Genomic DNA, 15,763 nt, shown 5'->3' with positions numbered 1-15,763 from the left:
ATGAAGCTCTCATTTAGGCTCCCGCTACTGGCCTGTGCGAGCGCGGCCGCCCTTCTGGCGGCGCCCGACGCCTATTCCCATGAAACGGGCGTTCCCCATCGCCAGGCCGAGGCGGCGGTTGGGGAGGATTCGACAAGCGTCCCGCTGTTGGAAAACCTCGGCAGTCATTCCTACCCTATCACCACCGCCAACCCGCTGGCGCAGGCCTATTTCAATCAGGGTCTGCGCTGGGCGTGGGCATTCAACCACGCCGAAGCGCAACGCGCTTTCAGGGCCGCGCAGAAGCTGGACCCGACCTGCGCCATGTGTTTCTGGGGCGAGGCTTACGTGCTCGGCCCCAACATCAACGCCGGCATGGGCCAGGAGGCGGCCGCGAACGCCGCCGAAGCCGTCGCGCAGGCGCGCAAGCTAGCGCACCTTGCCACCAGCCGGGAAAAGGACCTCATCGCCGCGCTCTCCAAGCGCTATAGCGCCGATACTTCGGCCGACCAGGGCGCCCTGAACCAGGCCTATGCCGCGGCGATGGCGGAACTGGCAGACCGCCATCCGCAGGACGACGAGATCGCCACGCTCTACGCTGACGCGCTTATGAACCTGATGCCTTGGGACTACTGGCTTGACGGCGGAGCAACGCCAAAGCCGGACACGGTCAAGCTTGTGGCCTCGTTGGAGCAGGTGCTGGCGCGCAATCCGGATCATGCCGGCGCGATCCATCTCTATATCCATGCCGTCGAAGCATCGACGACGCCGGAAAGGGCCGAAGCCCATGCCGACCGGCTTGCCGCCCTCATGCCCGGCGCCGGACACATCGTGCACATGCCAGCGCACATCTATCATCAGGTCGGCCGGTGGATCGACAGCCTGGAGATCAACCGCGAGGCGGTGGCAGCGGACGAGGCCTATTTCGAGCGCGTCGGCATAGCGCCGGAGAGCACGCCCGGTGTCTACACGGACGGCTATTACCCGCACAACCTGCATTTCCTGATGACCTCCGCACAGATGGCGGGCGACATCGAGGCAATCGCCGAGGCGGCCAAAAAGCTCGAATCCCTGGTCTCCAACACCACGGCCGAAAAGGTGGCCGGGCTGCAGCCGATCAAGGCGGCTCCCTATTTCGCGCACGCCCAGTACAGCGATCCCGAGGTCATACTCGCGCTGCCGGTGCCGGCAAACGCCCTGCCTTATGTCGAGGCAACCTGGCGATATGCGCGGGGCGTCGCCTTCGCCGCAAAGGGTGCGAGCGAGGCGGCGCGCGCCGAGACCGCCGCAATCCGCAAGCTCGCCGCCGAGACCGATTTTTCCACGGAGACGGCGGGGGGACTTCCGGCGCCGGACCTGTTGGAATTGAGCGCGCTGATCGTGGAGGCCCGCATTGCCCAGCACCAGGGCAACCTGCGGCAAGCGCGCAATAAGCTTGAGGCGGCGGTCGCGATCGAGGATGGCCTTGCCTATATGGAACCGGCCTACTGGTATTATCCGGTCCGGCAGACCCTCGGCGCGGTCTACATGGCCATGGGCGAGCACGAGGCGGCCGCGGTAGCTTTTGAGCACGTGCTGGAGCAGACTCCAAACAACGCCTGGGCGTTGTGGGGCCTGCGCGAGGTTTTCCGCCGGACCGGCAGGACAGCGGACGCCAAAGAGATGGATGCGCGTTTCAAGGCCGCCTGGGTGGGAGCTCCGGACTTTTTCGGCATCGAACGGCTCTGACCCGCGCTTAAGTTGCCGGCGTCGTTGTCGGCTCAGGAAACGTGTCGCAGCCTCGCAACCCCGGCTGCGACACACAATCCAGGTGCTGAGAAGGCCGGCTTGGCCTGCACGCCAGCCTTTCAGCGCCCGCACGTGATAGTGGAAGCCCAGGGCAACGCAGATGAATCCCGAAAATCAGACGTTGAGCGGGCTATCACCCCTCGAGCCACAAAACCGCATAAGCCGCAAGGGCTGGGGCGCTGGTCCAACCCGGCGGCGGCGCACTCAAGCGTAGAGGTAACCCATGCCGCGGATCGTCCTGATCACCTCCGGCTTGGAGGGATCGACCTCGATCTTCTTCCGCAGGCGCGAAACGCGAATGTCGATGCTGCGATCGAAGGGATCCCATCCGCGGTCATGGGCGAGTTCGAGCAGTTGATCGCGGTTGAGTACTCGTCCGCGATGTTCGCTGAATACTTTCAGAAGCCGGAACTCCATTGCGGTGATCGCTATTTCGGCTCCCTCGGCGTTGTATAATTTGTGTGCGTCCGGGTCGAAGCGGCACTTGCCGAACTGGACCTGGGGAGGGCCCGGAGTACTCGCTTTCTCCGCGGCTCGTTCGCTCGCCGATGTCCTGCGCAGCACGGCCTTCACCCGCGCCAGCAGTTCCCGCAGGTCCACGGGCTTCGCGACATAGTCGTCGGCGCCAATCTCCAAGCCGACAACGCGGTCGACGATTTCCGCCGACCCGGTCAGCATGATAATGGCAACGTCTGAGTGCTCTCGTAAATATCGCGCCAGGGAGAGGCCATCCTCACCTGGCATTCGGATATCCAATATGACCACATCGACGTGCTGGCTATTAATAAGTTCACGCAGGGCAGGCCCCGCGTTGGCCGTCGTCACGGCATAGCCATGATGCTCCAGATATTCCGCCACCGTGTCGCGGATATCCGGTTCGTCATCGCAGACAACTATATGTGCGTGCGTCGTCAAAATCGACCACCGAGCAACTAGCCTAATGGATAAGCTGCCCCTGAAGTGACGTGCAAATCCACTGATCTGTCAAGTATTGTTGTTGACCAGATTCGCGACAAACGTACGGAGCTCGTTCGGTTTGATCGGTTTCTCAAGATAGGGCCGTTTCGCGGCGCGCAGGAACAACTGCGCGTCCGGGCTGATCGTGTCCCCTGTCAGGAAGGCTAACCTGTCGAGCTCGGCCGGATAGAGCTTGGCAATCTGGTTGAACAATCCCCGTCCGTCCATATCAGGCATTTTCAGATCGCTCAGGATCAGCGCGAAAGTGCGGTTCTGGAGATGCAGCAGCGCTTCTTTGCCCGATCTGGCAATGGTGACCTTAAAACCATCCCGCCTGAGCACCTCAGCGACCAACTCACCCACTTCCTCTTCGTCGTCCACCACCAGACAAGCAATGCCGGTTGAATTCGGGAGCTCGTCTTCGGCCGTTTCGGCTCGTTCCTCGATATGGTCCGAAGCAGGCAGCGAAAGTATGAAGGTCGAGCCACCCCCCTCGGGGGATTCGACCTCGATGGTCCCTCCATGGGATTGAACGATCCGATGACAGAAGGACAGCCCGATCCCAGTCCCTGCCCCAATCTCTTTGGTCGTGAAGAACGGCTCGAAAATGCGGGGAAGTATCTCTTTGGGAATTCCCGGACCCGTGTCGGCAACGCTGACGACTATGTTGCCGGTCGTGGGATGAAGCCGCGTTGAAACCGTGATTTTCCGTCGCCCTTCCCAGCCGTGCAGCGCCTGTTCTGCATTGACAAGCAAATTAATCAGCACCTGGCCAAGCTGATCGGGATCCGCCCAGATCGGGGGAAGGCCAGGTTCAAGATGAACTGAAAGCGCAATGTCCGACGATCGAATCGAATAGCTCGCCACTTCCACCGCTTCGGAAATAATGTCATCGATTGCAACGTTTGAGGTTCGCGTCGGCTGCTGTCTGGCCATAGCCAGGAAAGTCTTGACGATCCTGGCGCAGCGTTCGGCTGCCTTGCTCATCTTGTCGGCGCGTTCAACGACCTTGGCGTCGGTAGCGGTCTCCCTCAACAGCGATGACAGGCCAAGCACCACCGAGAGCGGATTATTCAGCTCATGCGCCACCCCGGCCAGCAATCCGCCGAGCGCCGACATTTTTTCGTTCTGGTGCAGCGTCTCGCGCTGCCGCTCCAATTGCTGCTGCATTTCGATACGGTCGGTGAGATCGTAGGCGTGGGAAACGATCACCTTCTCACCGTGGTAATCGATCAGTCGAGACGAAATTGAGCACCAGCAAGTTCCACCATCCTTGCGTTTGAGCTGGGTTTCGAAATCGTCGACCGACCCCGTCGCGAGCAGCCGCTCAACGTATCGCCTCCGCTCTGAAGGATCGACATAGTAATCGACGGCGCTGGTGACGTCGCCGAGCAGATCAACGGTGGCGGGGCTGCGGTAGAGCAGCTTCCCGTCATGTGCGCGGGTCATCTGAATGTTGACGGGGCAGGCTTCGAGGACTTTACGGACCAGTTCATCCGCTTCCTTGGCGGCCTCCTCGGCCCGCTTGCGCTCTGTAATGTCGACACGGGTGACCACGAACCCGCCTTCGCGGGTCGGACAGTTCGAGACGAAAAACCAACGCCCGTCCGTGTGACGGAATTCCTGTTGCCGGAATTCGCGGCGGTCCCTTGCCCTCTCGGCAAGCCAGTCGTCGATCTTGTCCCGTGGAACCGGAAACTGGTTGCGCTCTGCGGTCACGCGGAGGAAATCGAACCAGTTCACCCCGGGAACGAGCGCATCCGCGCTTATCGCGTGCATCTGGCGGTACCTGCTGTTGGCCAGCACAAGGCAATCGTTCCTGTCGTAGAGGGCAAACCCTTCGGCCAGAGATTCGATCGCGTCGATCAGCCGCTCGTTGGCCTTGCGCGTTTCTTGCTGGGCGGTGATCATGTCGGTGATATCAGTCGTGTTCGACACGATCACCTGCCTTCCCTGGAAATCGATCAGGCGAGCGGAAATCGAAGCCCAGAAGGCCTTGTTCTCTGTGTCGTACTGCTGGACCCGAAAATCATCGATCCTGCCCTTTTCGACCAGGGTGCGCTCCAATATTGCGCTATAGTCTGGATCGACATAGTGGTCGGTTATTCGAGGGCGATCTGCATAGAGATCTCTGGTAGCAGGATTGCGGTAGAGCGTTTCTCCCTCGAACGTGGTCATGTGTATCGGCGAAGGGCAGGCATCGAGCACCTTTTGCAGCAGTGCCGTGGCGTCGCGCTCGGCAGCCTCGGCCTTTTTGCGCCCGCTGATGTCGGCGCGCGTTACGACGAAGCCGCCAAGATCGGTGGGATGTATCGAAACCGAGTGCCATTTGCCGTCGGAGAGGGGGACCTCGAAATGGGAGTGGAACTCGATCCGGCCTTGAATCCGCTCGTCGAGCCACTCGTCCTCGCGCCCAACCGCGTTGCGGTACACGCCGCGCCTGGCGGATTCGCGAAGGAGCTCGTTCCATTCCACGCCCGGTTCGACGAGATCCCGCACCGGGTGGTTCAGCTCGCGGTAAAGACTGTTGCACATGACCAGGCGGTGATCTTCGTCGTACAGTGCGAATCCCTCGGAGAGTGATTCAACGGCGTCTGCGAGCATCTCCCGCGCCGCAGCGACTTCGCCGTCACGCTTCTTCTGCTTGGTCACATCGGCGATGCCGGCGAGAACTACTCGCCGGCCCTGAAACTCGACGATCCTGAGATTGCCCGTGGCCCAGAACTCTTGGCCGTCGGGTCTCTTAAGAAGCACCTCGCAATTTTCGACGACGCCCTTTTGCATGAGCTCTCGATTGATTTCCCGGTGTTTCTCGGGGTCGACAAAGTAGTCGCCGAGCCGCACCGTCTCGCGTTGCGCCTTCTTGCTCCATCCAAGCAGCCGTTCGGCAGCATTGCTCTGGTAGATGAGTTCCCCCGAACTTGCATCGTTCATCCATACCGGCAGCGGATGATGCTTGATCAGGAAACCGAACAGATCCTCGCGCTGCTTCCGTTCCGTGATGTCCAATACCCCGATGATGAGCGAGGAGCGCCCGCCATAAACGCCGCGGCGGCAGTTGCTCGAGCACCATACGGTCGATCCGCTTGTGTTTCTAAGCTGGATTTCGCGATCCCGCACGATGTCGCTGTTGCTGGCGAGAGAACTGATTTCATCGAATTCGCCATTATTCACGAAATGATCCGTCAGGAATTGCGGCTCGTTCTGGGTCCATTTTCGGCCAAGCAGGTTCGACGCATCGAGGCTTTCGTAGAGGATTTGCCCGCTTCCCGCGTCCACCACCCAAACGGGCAGCGGGTGACTGTCCGTGATGCAGCGGAATATCTCCGCGTTTTCCAAGTGCGCGATCTGCGCTCGCTTCATGTCGGTAATGTCGACGCTTACCAGGGCCATGCCACCATTCGGCCGAGGATGTGCGGTGAGTAACTTCCACCGCCCATCCAATGTCTCAGCTTCAACTGGACCCTTGTCGATTTGCGTCCATCGCGCCGCGGCGCTTTCAACGAACGTGTTGCCCGGTTCGATGGGGCGGCCGTCGAAACTTTTCAGATATGCGAGGGCGTCGGCGACTGCGGCAATGGCGTCCATCGGCCGCATCTCGCCGCGGTCGAGCCGCTGGCTTCCGAATATCTCCGGATTGCTGTCGACGAGAACATGATTGGCGTCAAAAAGGGCATAGCCTGTGTGTGTGGATGGCACCGGATGATCAGGCCGCATGGTCGTTCCCTCTGTTCACGTCATCTCCCGAGGGCGGATACTAGCCCCTCTTTGTTTCAGCATACATTCAGACGCTGCGTGATTTGTTTCAACTGTTTCGGCTCGTGGGAGTCATCGCCAGCGCTGACGTGAAAACGAAACTCTATCCGATCCTCCGGAAAAACGGCCGAAACACGAATGGCCTAGGTTGCACGACCGACATTACGGATCGAGCAAACGACTCGGACCATAGCCAGCCACAAAATGCCGCCTGTCATCCGTGGGGCGCGCGCTGAAACAAACGAAACACTCCCACCGCACCACAGAAAAACGTCTGAAACGAAGGCGGTGTATGACAAGAAGGGCCGCAGATGCGGCAAATCAACCGGCGAAACGCAAGTGTCCAGCGCTCAGGACGAACAATCTAGTCTTGGCGAGTTGCCGACGCGTCTTGCTCTGAAACCTGAGGGTTCAATATGGATAAGCCAGTTACTTCGTACGATTTTCCCAACCGGCTCCGCGCGAGCCTTATTGACCAAAACCATCCGGCCTATGAAGAGGCGCGCGGGCTCTACAACGCTATGATCGACAAGCGGCCGCGCTGGATCGTTCCCTGCGCCGAGGTCGCCGACGTCGTCGCGGCAGTCAATCATGCCCGAGAGAAGCGTTTGCTTCTTGCCATTCGCGGCGGCGGCCACAACGGTCCAGGCTTCGGCAGTTGCGACGGCGGAATGGTCATCGACATGTCGCCGATGAAACGGGTCGATATCGATCCCAGGACCCGCACGGTCCGCGTCGAGGCCGGCTGCACCCAAGGCGATGTCGACCGCGCCACCCGCGCTCATGGGCTGGCGGTGCCGGCGGGCCTCGTCTCGACCACTGGCATTGCCGGACTGACGCTGGGCGGCGGCACCGGCCATCTAACGCGCAAACACGGCCTCACCATCGACAATCTGCTTGCGGCCGAGGTCGTGCTGGCCGACGGCAGCGTCGTGACGGCAAGTGAGGACGAACACCCGGAGCTGTTCTGGGCGCTGCGCGGCGGCGGCGGCAACTTCGGCGTCGTGACGCGCTTCACATTTCAGGCGCATCCGGCGAAGGATGTCTATGCCGGGCCGATCTTCTTCGACATCGCACATGCCGCAGAGATCATGCGCTGGTACCGCCACTTCCTGCCCGGAGCGCCGCGAGAGCTCGGGATGTTCTTCGGCATCAAGACGGTGCCCTCCTGCGACCCTTTCCCGCGCGAGATTTGGGGAAGGCGCATCTGCGCGCTGATCAGTTGCTACAACGGCGCGGAGGAGGACGGCATCCGGGCGATGCAGCCCGTGCGCGACGCGCTTCCCAAGCCTCTGATGGACGGTATGATGCAGATGCCCTTCGTCGATCTGCAGGCGTTATTTGATCCGCTGCTGCCGAAGGGCTTACAGTGGTACTGGAAGGGCGATTATGTCGACGAGCTGTCCGATGCGGCCATCGCTGCCCATGCCGAGCACGGCTCGAAAACCCCGAGCGAACTGTCCCTGATGCATCTCTACCCCATCGACGGAGCGGTCCAGGAAGTGGCTCCGGACGCCACCGCCTGGGGAGCGCGGCGAGCGCGTTGGTCCATGGTTATCGCCGGCATCGACCCCGACCCGACGAAGGCGCCGGAGCTGAGGCGCTGGGCAAGCGAGTATTGGGCCGCGGTGCACAAGCACAACCCGCATGGTGGCGCCTATATCAACTTCATGATGGATGATGAAGGCGAGGCGCGCGTACGCGCCGCCTACGGCGCCAACTATGAGCGGCTCGTCGCGGTCAAGCGCAAATACGATCCGGCGAACCTCTTCCGCGTCAACCACAACATCCGGCCATAAGCCGAGGCTGAGCCTGTCCGTCCTTGGGTCGCGCCGAGCCGGACAGGCCTGTGGCATGCGGAAGCCGGTGTCGCGCCATCGAGGAAGACTCTCGTCGGAATCTCCGACGAGCGGCCCGCCCCGTCGCGCGTGCCGCTGAAACAAACGAAACACTCCCACCGCACTACAGAAAAACGCATGAAACGAAAGCGATGTATGACAATAAGAACCGCAGATGCGGCAGATTCAGCGGGCGAGATGCAAATATCCAGCGCCATCTAATCTTGGCGAGGTGTCGACGCGTCTTGATCCGAAACCTGAGGTTCACCATGCATAAGCCAGTTACGTCGTACGATTTCCCCGACCGGCTCCACGCGAGCCTTATCGACCAAAATTATCCGGCCCATGAAGCGGCTCGCCGCTCTTACAACGCCATGATCGACAAGGGGCAGACGTCAACCCCACCACGCGACGGCTGATCGGGAACAGCCGCCATTCATACAGGCCGCGTTGACGCCGCCGAACGGTGGTGATCTCGGCTGCTATCAAGCAGCCCCTGAACAGCGCACGAACGTAACAAGACAACCGTGCGCTGAACAACCTGCCGCCGCAAATCCAGAAGGATAGCGGTTGGTCGGTTTGCCCAAAAGGCACGAAAGAACGGCTCATCGATGCGGTGCGGGGCACGGCGCGTTGAGGCCAAACGCTAACCCTCAAAGATGGAGAATTGAAATGCTTAAGAACGTTCTTACCACTGCCACCTTCCTGTTTGCCTCCGGCATGGCTTTTGCCGGCAGCGACCACTATGGCTCCGACTACAGCCATGGCTCCGGCTCTTCGAACACCGGTCGCCATTCGATGGTGTCCGACAATGGCTACGCGGTCGACCTGAGCGGCACAGCGAGTGTCAACACGGCCGACAGCGCACCGACCTCGGCAGGAAACTCGATCTTCGATATCCCCGGGCCTGGTTATGGCCAGGGGATCTGGGGCCGCTGATAACCAGCGTTCGGCGGCACGGTCGAGATTACACTTCCAAGCGGCGGGCGCGCCCGCCGCTTGGAAGTGCGTGTGCCCGGCATAGCTTCTCACAAGCAACTCCGGGATTTGGAGGAGGCAGGACTGGTCAGCAGGACGGTCTATGCCGAGGTTCCACCGCGGGTGGAGTGCCGCGTCAGCGAAGAAGATGAAAGTCTCCGGCCTATTGTGGAGATGCTTTCGAAGTGGGCGAGGCGCGGCTCGAACGACAGCTACGAAGCAGCCTGCAACTCACGCCCGCCGGACTGTTTCGCGGAACTCATAGATGGCGGCAGCATACGGAAATTGAGATAGCGTAAGGTGACCTTTTGGTTGGTGTGTTTGCCAAGCGCAGCGACTGCCCGCGCAGACCACCGCCTCAAATGTTTTCGCTAACTGCTCTGTTAGCCAGCCAAATCCCGGGCGCTCAGCCCGTCGCCACGCGTTCGTCAGCCTCGAAGCCCGCCTTCCCTCCCGCACGTTCATATTTGTCGCTTCGCCAACTGGGTCGTGAGCCGCGCCGTTGTTGCCTCCCTGAGAGTCTTAATGGCAGCGACTCAAGGGCATAGTGCGAGTCGCGCTAGGGGCCATGCTCCGGCACCGAAGCGAGTGGTTTCGCTCGGCGGGTGTGAAATATATTTCTGCATGTGAATTTTATTGACACTCAAACCAACTCCTGCGAATGATCAGCTGCTGAGCCTCGGGAGGAGGTTCGGTCTCATCAACCACAAGCGGCGGCACGTAAGTGTCAGGCCGCCCAATTGACCAGGCTTCGGCCGAGGGAGGACTCTTGCGCAAATTTTTGAGCATGCTCGCCATTTCGGCAGCAGCCACCACTGTGTTGGGGGCAAGCCACGCCGCGGCCCAGGCCGCTAACCCGTTCAAATGCGAGCCGGGGGAAAAATACGTCATGAACGTCATGGTTTCCGGCGTCGAATATTGGTTCCCGGTCTACGAGATGTTCAAGCAGGCTGGACAGCAGTTCGGTTGCGAGACCGAATACACCGGAACGCCCGAATACGACGTCAACAAGCAGATAGCGACATTCGACCAGGCGCTGGCTCAGAAGCCGGCTGGCATCCTGGTGCATCCGATGAACTCCGATCCGTTCATCGAGCCAATCAACCGGGCCATAGACCAGGGAACGGCAGTAGTCACATTCGCCGCAGATTCGCCCAACTCCAAGCGAGTGTCCTACATCACCTCCGACAACGTCGCCGAAGGCACCTATGCCGCCGATGCAGTCGCCAAGGCGATGGACGGCAAGGGCGAATACGCGGTCCTCGAAAACCCCGGACAGGATAATCACGACAAGCGCATCGCCGCCTTCATCGCCCGCATGGAAGCCAAATGGCCTGAGATGAAGCTCGTCGGCCGCGCGGCGTCGAACCAGGATGCGACGAAGGCCTATCAGGCCGTGCTCAGCCTTGCCCAGGCGCATCCCGAACTGGGCGCAGTGTTCATGCCGGAAGCCAACTCGGCAATCGGCGCCGCGCAGGCCGCGAAGGAAGGCGGCGGCAAGATCCGGGTTATGCTGGCCGACGTCAACGCCAAGATCCTCGACATGATCAAGGCCGGCGAAATCTTTGGCTCGGTCAACCCGAACCAGGGCATGCAGGGTTACATGGGATTCATGCTGCTGTGGCTGGCCAAGCATCCAGAGCTGATCGATCCGATGAACGACGCCCGGCGGTCGGGATTCAATAGCATGGGCGTGCCTTTCGTCGACAACGGCTTTTCCATCGTCACTGCGGAAAATGCCGACGATTTCTATTGGGATGCCTACCTCAAGCGGCGCGGCACCAAGGGCATCGAGGAATAAGGGCTCACCGGGATCTCTTCGGGACTCTTCGAAGATGCTCGATCCGGGACGGGGCGCGCTCGCGCCCCGTCGACCCAACCGTCAACATCAACGCTGCAGGGGGACGGAGTGACCGCCGCCATTCTTGAAATCCGCGACATATCGAAATCTTTCGGCGCCATCAAAGCGCTGACCGGCGTCGATTTCACGCTGCAGCGGGGCGAAATTCACGCGCTGTGCGGCGAGAATGGCGCGGGCAAGTCCACGCTGATGAATATCATCGCCGGCATTGTGCAACCCGACGATGGCGCCATTCGTCTCGAAGGCAAGGACGTCACCATTGCATCGCCATCCGCCGCGCAGCGGCTTGGCATCGGCCTCGTCCATCAGGAAATCGCGCTCTGCCAGGACGCTACGGTCGCCGAGAATATCCTCATGGCGGCCATCAACAATCGACGCGCGCCGCTGATGAATTTTCGCCGGCTCTACACCGATGCGCAGAAGATAATGGACCTGCTGGCGCCGATCCCGGTCGAGACGCCGGTCGCCGACCTTTCGATCTCCAACCAGCAACTCGTGGAAATCGCCAAGGCGTTGACGCTCGAATGCCGGGTGCTGATGCTCGACGAGCCGACGGCCGCCCTGACCGAGACCGAGGCGCAGCGCCTTTTTGCAATCCTCCGCGATCTCAAGGCGCGCGGAATTTCAATCATCTACATCAGCCACCGCATGGCCGAGATCTTCAGCCTGTGCGACCGCGTCACGGTGTTTCGTGACGGCAGATATGTGGCGACCGATTCTATCGCTTCGGTCACTCCCAATGATGTCGTGCGCAAGATGGTCGGGCGCGAAATCACGCAGCTCTATCCGCAAAAGCTCTCGCCTGAACGGCGCACCGGCCGCCCTGTCCTGTCGATCGGGAATCTCTCCCATCGAGAGGGTTCCGACGGCGTCAGCTTCACGCTTCGTGCAGGCGAAATTCTTGGCATCGGCGGGTTGATTGGCGCTGGCCGCAGCGAGATGGTCCAGACCGTTTGCGGCTTGCGCCCGAAGGTGTCGGGATCGGTCGAACTCAATGGCAAGCCGGTCAGCATCAGGACCTACAGCGATGCGGTGCGCGCGGGCCTGGTCTACCTCTCTGAGGACCGCAAGGCGTCTGGCCTGTTCCTGGACCTGTCGGTTGCCTCGAACATTTCCGCGCTGGACCTTCGGAAACTCACCACCCCGCTTGGGCTGCTCGATCGCCGCGCCGAGGCAAAGCAAGCCACCGCCCTGGTCGAGCGCCACGGAGTGCGCATGGGCGGCATCGAGACACAGGTGTCGACGCTTAGCGGCGGCAATCAGCAGAAAGTGGCCATCGCCAGGCTTCTTTCGGTCGGCCCCAAAGTGGTCATTCTGGACGAGCCGACACGCGGGGTCGATGTCGGCGCCAAAGTGGAAATTCATCGCCTGCTTCGCGATCTCGCCGAGCGGGGCGTCGGCGTCATCGTGATTTCATCCGAGCTTCCGGAATTGATCGGGCTCAGCGATCGGGTGCTTGTCATACACGAAGGTGCCATCGCCGGCGAACTGGGGGCGGACGAATTGACCGAAGAGGCGATCATGCTGCTGGCTTCGGGTCTCCGGCAGCAAAGATCAAACGCAAGGCAGGTTCAGAATGTCGCTTAGACAGACCGGAGGAACCCTCATGGACGCCGAAATCAAGGCGAGCGCCTCCGGGCTTGGCGGGCGCAACTGGCTGCGTTTGGGGTCAATGCGCGAGGCGGGGCTGATCGCAATCATGCTGGCGCTCTGCATCGCCATGACATTCGCCTCGCCGCATTTCCTGACCTGGGGAAATTTCCGCGCGATGCTGATGAGCTTCTCCATTGAAGGCATCGTCGTGGTCGGCATGACGATACTCCTCATTGTCGGCGGCATCGACCTTTCCGTCGGATCGGTGGTCTGCTTCTCCATGGTCGTGTCAGGCGCTCTCTTCCTGATGGGATTGGACCCGTGGACCGCGAGCCTCATCGGCATAGGCGCCAGCGCCTTGGTCGGCGCGACGATGGGCTTCTTCGTGACCGTCGTCGGGCTCAATCACTTCATCACCTCGCTGGCGGCGATGGTGATCGTGCGCGGTCTTTGCCTTGTCATCACCAAGGGAACCCCGCTGTCGCTGTTCACCCTGCCGCCCGGGTTCAAGGCGATCGGCCAGGGCAGCTTCGGCAATGTGCCTTATGTCATCGTCATCTTTGTCGTGGTCGTGGCCATCTTCGATTTCCTGCTTCGGCGCGCCACCGCCTTTCGCAAGGTCTTCTATACCGGCAGCAACGAGAAGGCGGCCCAATTTTCGGGTATCAAGACCAAGCAGGTCAAATTCTGGGTCACGGTTCTCTGCTCCACCCTCGCGGGCTTTGCCGGCGTCATCTACATGTCACGCTTTGGCGCTGCCACCCCGACCTTCGGCGCCGGTATGGAGCTCAACATCATCGCTGCGGCGGTGATTGGCGGGGCATCGCTCAATGGCGGCTCGGGCACCATCTTCGGCGCCATACTGGGCATGGCGCTGCTCTCGGTCGTCACAAGTTCGCTGATCCTGCTCGACGTTTCAGTCTATTGGCAGGACATGATCAAGGGATGCATCCTGCTCGCGGCGGTATCGATCGACCACTTTCTGCACCGCAGGAAATCCTGAGCAGCAGCGCAAGAGTTGAGCATCCATCATGTCACCACCCAATTCGCGGGACGACATCACAATCGTCCGCCAGATGTATCAGGCGCTTGTGCTTCACTACATGGAAGCCAAGACGCAAGCTGAAATCGCCAAGGAGCTCGGCATCTCGCATGCGACCGTCAACCGTCTGATCAAACGCGGTCATCAACTCGGGCTTGTCGAGATCAAGATCAAGTCGCCGATCGAGCAACTGGTCGACATCGAGACACGCCTTGTCGCGATAGGTGGACTCCAAAAGGCCGTCGTCGTCCCTTCCGTTTCGGACAACCCGCAGACTGCGCTCCAGCGCGTCGGCGAAGCCGCGGCCAGGCTGGTGCTCGAGACGATCAAGGACGGCGACACGATTTCCATTACCGGGGGCAAGGGGGTGAGTGCCGTCGTCGCCGGCCTCAAGCCGAACCGCAGCTTCGACGTCGAGGTTGTTCCCGCGACCGGCCTGGTCCAGGGCAAGCATTACACCGACGTTAATCATGTCGCATCTCTGATGGCCGACAAACTCGGCGGCCGCGCGTATCAGGTTCACGCGCCGCTGTTTGCCGACAGCCCGGCCCAACGCGACATGCTGATGGGCGTGCGGGCGGTTTCGGATGTCTTCAGCAAGGCGCGGGAAGCAACGCTTGCGGTGGTCGGCATCGGCTCCATCCTGACCGACGATTCGAGCTACTACGATCTGCACCCGTCCTCGAGCGCCGACCGGCTGGCCATCGAACGCTCGGGCGCGGCGGGCGAGTTGCTCGCCCATCTCATAGACCGTAACGGCAAGCTCGCCGACTACAGCCTCAACCACTCACTGGTTTCGCTGACGCTCCAGGAATTCGCGACCATTCCGCAGTCGATCGGGGTCGCAAGCGGCGCAAGCAAGGTGGTCCCGATCCTCAGTGCCATGCGCGGCTCTCACCTCAATATCCTCGTCACCGACGAAACCACCGGCCTGAAGATCCTCGAGCTCGCCGAAGGAAATGCAGCATGAATTCTCGACAAATCACCCGCTCAATCGGCAAGTCCGGCGTTGTCACGTCGGCAGTCGGACTCGGCACCTGGGCCATCGGCGGCTGGATGTGGGGTGGCACCGATGAAGCAGAATCGATTGCTGCGATCCAGGCGTCCATCGATGCCGGCGTCTCGCTGATCGACACCGCGCCGGCTTATGGTCTCGGCCGCAGCGAGGAGATCGTCGGCAAGGCCATCAAGGGCCGGCGCGATCGCGCCGTCATCGCCACCAAATGTGGCCTGAACTGGCACTCGAAAAAGGGCAACCACTTCTTCGATCAGGACGGAACGCCGGTGAACCGATATCTGGGTGCCGACGGCATCGCTTATGAAGTGGAACAGAGCCTGAGGCGGCTCGGCACCGACTATATCGATCTCTACATCACCCATTGGCAGGACCCGACGACACCCATTGCCGAAACAATGGAAGCGCTCGAACGCCTCAAATCAGCTGGCAAGATCCGCGCCATCGGCGCAAGCAATCTCAACGCCTCCGAGCTGCAGCAATATGTAGGAGCTGGCCAGCTCGATGCGATCCAGGAAAGATATTCGATGCTGGATCGCGAGATCGAGCAGACCTTGCTGCCGATCGCGCGCCAGCATCAGGTCGCTGCGCTCAGTTATTCGTCGCTTGCGCTCGGCCTGCTTTCGGGCGCGATTGATCCGGCGCGTGAGTTCAGCGGCGACGACCAGCGCAAAGACAACCCGCGCTTCTCTCAGGCCAACCGGCGCAAGGTAGCCGCTTTGAAGCATGCCCTGGCCCCGGTCGCGGAGGTCCACCAGGCAAGCATGGCGCAGATCGTCATCGCCTGGACGCTGGCGCAGCCCGGCATCACCTTCGCGTTGTGTGGAGCGCGAAACGCGACGCAGGCGCTCGACAACGCCAGGGCAGGGGAGATTTTACTGAGCGCCGCGGAACTGTGGACCATCGATGCGGCGGTGGCCGGGCATCTCGTAGCGATAGATGCGTGATCGAAAGCG

At 61.0% G+C, this 15,763-nt stretch carries 11 protein-coding genes and 1 pseudogene; 10 read left to right on the top strand and 2 right to left on the bottom strand.

Annotation, left to right across the window (positions count from 1 at the left end):
• Positions 1–1,707: a tetratricopeptide repeat protein gene (locus AC0L25_RS04850; protein WP_473594434.1), complete on the top strand. Its 1,707-nt coding sequence runs from the start codon at positions 1–3 to the stop codon at positions 1,705–1,707.
• A 264-nt stretch (positions 1,708–1,971) separates the two neighbouring features.
• On the opposite strand, the gene AC0L25_RS04845 is transcribed toward AC0L25_RS04850, so the two are convergent.
• The gene (locus tag AC0L25_RS04845) at positions 1,972–2,682 is read right to left on the bottom strand and encodes a response regulator (protein WP_473594433.1); all 711 of its coding nucleotides are present in this window, start codon (positions 2,680–2,682) and stop codon (positions 1,972–1,974) included.
• Positions 2,683–2,751: 69 nt separating this feature from the next.
• Positions 2,752–6,441: a PAS-domain containing protein gene (locus AC0L25_RS04840; protein WP_473594432.1), complete on the bottom strand. Its 3,690-nt coding sequence runs from the start codon at positions 6,439–6,441 to the stop codon at positions 2,752–2,754.
• A gap of 455 nt (positions 6,442–6,896) precedes the next feature.
• Here AC0L25_RS04840 and AC0L25_RS04835 point away from each other — a divergent pair.
• The 9 genes and pseudogenes from AC0L25_RS04835 to AC0L25_RS04795 form a co-directional block, all read left to right on the top strand.
• A pseudogene (locus AC0L25_RS04835) lies at positions 6,897–7,409 on the top strand (FAD-binding oxidoreductase); the annotation flags it as partial.
• 210 nt (positions 7,410–7,619) lie between these two features.
• Complete coding sequence (locus tag AC0L25_RS04830) at positions 7,620–8,279, top strand: FAD-binding oxidoreductase (protein WP_455849619.1); 660 nt, start codon at positions 7,620–7,622, stop codon at positions 8,277–8,279.
• Positions 8,280–8,990: 711 nt separating this feature from the next.
• The gene (locus tag AC0L25_RS04825) at positions 8,991–9,257 is read left to right on the top strand and encodes a hypothetical protein (RefSeq protein WP_473594431.1); all 267 of its coding nucleotides are present in this window, start codon (positions 8,991–8,993) and stop codon (positions 9,255–9,257) included.
• A gap of 60 nt (positions 9,258–9,317) precedes the next feature.
• Positions 9,318–9,590 (top strand): winged helix-turn-helix transcriptional regulator, encoded by a 273-nt coding sequence (locus AC0L25_RS04820; RefSeq protein WP_473594430.1) that lies wholly within the window; start codon positions 9,318–9,320, stop codon positions 9,588–9,590.
• A gap of 475 nt (positions 9,591–10,065) precedes the next feature.
• The gene (locus AC0L25_RS04815; RefSeq protein WP_473594429.1) at positions 10,066–11,097 is read left to right on the top strand and encodes a substrate-binding domain-containing protein; all 1,032 of its coding nucleotides are present in this window, start codon (positions 10,066–10,068) and stop codon (positions 11,095–11,097) included.
• 108 nt (positions 11,098–11,205) lie between these two features.
• A complete protein-coding gene (locus AC0L25_RS04810) occupies positions 11,206–12,744 on the top strand; it encodes a sugar ABC transporter ATP-binding protein (RefSeq protein ID WP_473594428.1) in 1,539 nt (512 codons plus the stop codon).
• Between the two features lie 19 nt (positions 12,745–12,763).
• Positions 12,764–13,753 carry an ABC transporter permease gene (locus tag AC0L25_RS04805; protein ID WP_473594427.1) on the top strand — a complete coding sequence of 330 codons (990 nt, stop codon included), beginning with the start codon at positions 12,764–12,766 and terminating at the stop codon, positions 13,751–13,753.
• Between the two features lie 28 nt (positions 13,754–13,781).
• On the top strand, positions 13,782–14,762 hold the full coding sequence (locus tag AC0L25_RS04800) for a sugar-binding transcriptional regulator (RefSeq protein WP_473594426.1): 981 nt from the start codon (positions 13,782–13,784) through the stop codon (positions 14,760–14,762).
• Entirely contained in the window at positions 14,759–15,754 is a 996-nt protein-coding gene (locus tag AC0L25_RS04795) for an aldo/keto reductase (RefSeq protein WP_473594425.1), read from the top strand. The genes AC0L25_RS04800 and AC0L25_RS04795 overlap by 4 nt, the downstream gene beginning before the upstream one ends.
• The last annotated feature ends 9 nt before the right edge of the window (positions 15,755–15,763 follow it).

The sequence above is a fragment of the Mesorhizobium sp. WSM4813 genome, assembly GCF_055811555.1.
The sequence above is the reverse complement of the archived record's forward strand: the minus strand, read 5'-3'. Positions and strand labels throughout refer to the sequence as shown.